The 3,203-nt window shown below is 67.1% G+C and carries 3 protein-coding genes and 1 pseudogene; 1 reads left to right on the forward strand and 3 read right to left on the reverse strand.

The genetic code is table 11. The annotated features are described in order from the left end of the window. A pseudogene (locus tag ACRDUX_RS26695) lies at window positions 1-114 on the reverse strand (iron uptake system protein EfeO); the annotation flags it as partial. Here ACRDUX_RS26695 and ACRDUX_RS26700 point away from each other — a divergent pair. After that, window positions 101-460 carry a winged helix-turn-helix domain-containing protein gene (locus ACRDUX_RS26700; protein ID WP_526418181.1) on the forward strand — a complete coding sequence of 120 codons (360 nt, stop codon included), beginning with the start codon at window positions 101-103 and terminating at the stop codon, window positions 458-460. The pseudogene ACRDUX_RS26695 and the gene ACRDUX_RS26700 sit on opposite strands and share 14 nt — an antisense overlap. Before the next feature lie 27 nt (window positions 461-487). Here ACRDUX_RS26700 and ACRDUX_RS26705 read toward each other — a convergent pair whose 3' ends face one another. Then, on the reverse strand, window positions 488-1,852 hold the full coding sequence (locus ACRDUX_RS26705) for a hypothetical protein (RefSeq protein ID WP_526418183.1): 1,365 nt from the start codon (window positions 1,850-1,852) through the stop codon (window positions 488-490). 161 nt (window positions 1,853-2,013) lie between these two features. Beyond that, window positions 2,014-3,203 (reverse strand): HNH endonuclease signature motif containing protein (locus ACRDUX_RS26710; protein ID WP_526418185.1); only part of this gene is annotated, 1,190 nt, incomplete at its 5' end.

Consider the following 3,203-nt stretch of genomic DNA (forward strand, 5'->3'; position numbering starts at 1 on the left):
CAGGTCGGTATGGCTGAAGCGGTCTTCCTCGCCCGTGATCTTCGTCTTGCCGATCTCGTCGAGGAGGGTCTGTGCGCCGCCCGCGATCCGCGTGGAGTCGATGGTGAAGTCGGGCGGCGGGGATGACGGGGACACCCGACAAAGACATCGGCTCAGCTTCGCCGATCTGGTGATCGACGAGGATTCTCACGAAGTATGGCGAGGCGACGAGCTGATTTCCGTGTCCCCGAACGAATTTGGACTACTACGCTATTTCGTAATCAACGCTGGGACGGTGCTGAGCAAGAGGTCGATCCTCGCACACGTGTGGCCAGAGTGGCCTACTGCCAATGGCAACGTCGTCCAGTCCTGTGTTTCACACCTGCGGCGCAAGGCGGACTACCGCGAGCCGCGCATCCTGCACACGGTCCGCGGCCTCGGCTACGTTCTGCGAGAAGACCGGAACAAGCGCAACCCCTGAAGGGGGCTTTTGCGGCCATCACTCGGGTCAGTTCAGCCGCAGCACGATGGCGTACCCGTCGTGATCGCCGGTGGACACGGTCCCGTCGTTGTAGACGTTGTCCATCTTCTGGATGCCGACGAGGGTCGCCTGCCCGCTGAGAATCAGCCGGAGGGCCAGAATGTCGCGGGCCAGGTCGTACGAGAGATACCGGTGCGTGAACGCATTGTCGTAGATTCCGGGCACCTCGGTGCTCGCCGCGGCGGTCCAGAGATACCCCGTGCCGTCCGCCGCAGCCACCGGAGCGGGTCCGAATACGCGGGCGTGGTCGTTGGGGAGGACGAACGGTAGGTCGGAATAGGCGGCCTCGGTGTCGTCTCCTGGCAGTTGGTCGTACGTCGTGCCGAGCACGGTGCCGTCGAAGCCGGTGCTGTGAATCGGCTGCGCGGGGAATCCGGACCAGAACATGGCCGAGTTGAGTTTCGCCGTGGACTCCGCGGGGGTCTTCGAGTTCGGGTCGACGAGGATGACGTTGACCGGCTCCCTGAGCGTCTTGTCGCCATACGTCTGTCCGCCCCAGTTGGCTACTGAGCCATCGGGGTTCAGCATCCACTTCCCGACGCTGCCGTAGGGAGTGTCGACGACGTCGCCGGGATTCGGGAGGTTCGCGCTGGTGGTGGTCGGGCTGGTCTGATGGACGACGTTGTTGAGGGTCTGTTCGATGTCGCGGCTGATCAACCCCAACACGCCCACCAGGGACTGCACCGGGGTGAGAGGAGCATCGTCGGTACGCGCACCGGGGGCGACGACGGCGGCGGCCGGTAGCGACGAAACCGTCGTTGCGATCGACGCAGGGGGCGTCGGCACGGTGTCGCGCACCACGGTACGGACCCGATCGTCGACCTGAGTGGCCACGGCGGCAAGGGGTTTGGCGGCGGTGCCGGGGTCGCGGTCGGGAAGATTGCGCGGCGAGTGCGTGGTGCCCCGCGGCCGCGCCACCGGCTCGCGAGCCGCGCGGGCTGCGGGTGTCTTGAGCCGGATGCCGCCGGGATGCGGGGCGCTGGTATGCGCACCGCCATTGGCGCCCAGCATCATTCGCGGGACACGCAGTGCCGCCTTCAACGCCCCGGGTGTTCGGCTGGGGGAATCGTGGGACTGCGGGTCCTTGACGCTCGCATCGTCCGCCGAGGGACCAGGGTCCGGCGCGGACTGCGCACTGCGCGTATCGGCTGGGGAGTCGTGCGTGGTGTCGTCGGCGCTGGCGATCCCGCCGCCACCGGCGACGGCCGCCCCGACACCCAGTGCCACGGCCAACGCGCCGACTCGGCCGACGTATCGAGCGGCGCCCCCCGATGTCGCCACCCGTGCGGTGGCCAGTGTCCAGTGCGTGGTTGCGGCGCTGTGACGACCCATGACTTTCTCCGTCCCCCCGAGCCGATCCCTCAGGTCATGCCCATGAGTTCTCAGCTAATTCGTAGCGGAGTGAGTGTAAGCACAGATACGGCCACCGTGAGCTCGCAAGTGTCTTGGGTCGTAATTCGTTTGTGAGTGGGTGGCCCTTCGCTTGGCAACGACTATTCGACGGCGTTGAGTGTGCGTTCGTCGTTGATGCGGCGGGCCCGGTCTTGGGCTCTCGTGGTTTTGCGGCGGGGCATCCTCAACCCCGCGGTGTGCGCTGGCCGGGCCGGAACGTCGACGGGAGCGACTGCTGCGGTGGGTTGGCACAGTTCTGGGAACAGCAGCCGACTCCCCGGCGTGGTGACGTGAGTCCGCCCGTCGGGTGTCGTCCAGATGACGGTGCCATCAAGGAGCTGCTGATCGCGCCAGCCTGGGTCCCCGGCCCAAAAGGTCTTGAGCAAGTGATGTTTTCGGCAAAGGCACTTGAGGTTGGAGGCACACGTCGGTCCGTACGGCCACGGAATCGTATGATCCACATCGCACTTGGTGGCGGGTTCCTTGCAGCCCGGGAACCGACACGTCATATCCCGGCAGCGGACGAACTCGGCCAGCTTCTTCGAGGGCGTGTAGCGGGGTTCGGGTGGCGCCTGGCCGGGATGGATGATCGCGGTCAGGGTGGCGTTCAGGGCGGCGCGGCGCGCGACCGCTCCGGGCAGGAATTGCCCGCCCATCATCGCTGCGGGGCGGATGCAGGCGAGTTGGCCGGGATCGGGTGCGGTGAGGTCGGCCCAGGTCAACTCCCGCAGCGGTTTGGAGAACAACGGCAGCGGGTGACCGTCGAGGCCCGGGCACTCGTCGGCGGCGGAGTCGGTGGCAGCCCTCTCGGGATCGTCGGCAGGACCGGCGTCGTCGGGGACCGAGGCGTCGTCGTGATCGTCGGGACTCTCGGCATCGTCGGGGGCTGGTGAATCCTCGGAATCGTTGGCGCCGTCGGGGACTGGTGAATCCTCGGGACCGTCGGGATCGTGGGGTGTGTCGGTCGTTGGGGGTTCGGTGATGGTGTCCTGGTGGGCGACGACGTAGATGACCACCCCGGTCGAGGGTGGGATCTCAGCGGCGGGGCAATCCTGCACATCGCAGAGGCACATCAGGCGGTCCGCACCGTGGGACAGGGCGCCCATCGCGTCGGAGCGGCGTTGATCCTTGGTCCGGGGGTCGGCGGGGCAGACGGTGTCGGCCAGGGCGTTCAGGCGACTGTCCAGGGCGGTGGCGTCGGTCGCGAACAAGGTCGCGAACAGGATGGCCAGCCCGGTGCCGTCGTCGATGGAGATGTCCACGCTGCGGGAGCGGGCCTTGGTGTGGGTGC

Origin of the sequence: Mycobacterium sp., assembly GCF_050701675.1 — a bacterium.
Taxonomy (GTDB): Bacteria; Actinomycetota; Actinomycetes; order Mycobacteriales; family Mycobacteriaceae; genus Mycobacterium.